The sequence below is a fragment of the Plesiomonas sp. ZOR0011 genome (genome assembly GCF_000800945.1).
Taxonomy (GTDB): Bacteria; Pseudomonadota; Gammaproteobacteria; order Enterobacterales; family CAMTGL01; genus Plesiomonas; species Plesiomonas shigelloides.
Window position 1 is genome coordinate 1 of the sequence record NZ_JRKB01000115.1, and the last position, 282, is coordinate 282.

Sequence of the window (282 nt, forward strand, 5' to 3'; positions counted from 1 at the left end):
TGGCTGGGGTGCCAGGATTCGAACCTGGGCATGGCGGGATCAAAACCCGCTGCCTTACCGCTTGGCGACACCCCAATCTCGTAAATCTGCAATACCTAAATCAGTGACATGGTGCGGAAGGAGGGACTTGAACCCACACACCTTGCGGCGCCAGAACCTAAATCTGGTGCGTCTACCAATTTCGCCACTTCCGCGCTAAAAAAAAGATGGTGGCTATGACGGGATTCGAACCTGTGACCCCAGCATTATGAGTGCTGTGCTCTAACCAGCTGAGCTACATAG

General features: G+C 53.5%; 2 tRNA genes. Both read right to left on the reverse strand.

The annotated features are described in order from the left end of the window. Positions 1-75: transfer RNA gene (locus L975_RS16550), tRNA-Gln, on the reverse strand. A gap of 34 nt (positions 76-109) precedes the next feature. Further along, positions 110-194, reverse strand: a tRNA-Leu gene (locus tag L975_RS16555). Positions 195-282 lie beyond the last annotated feature (88 nt).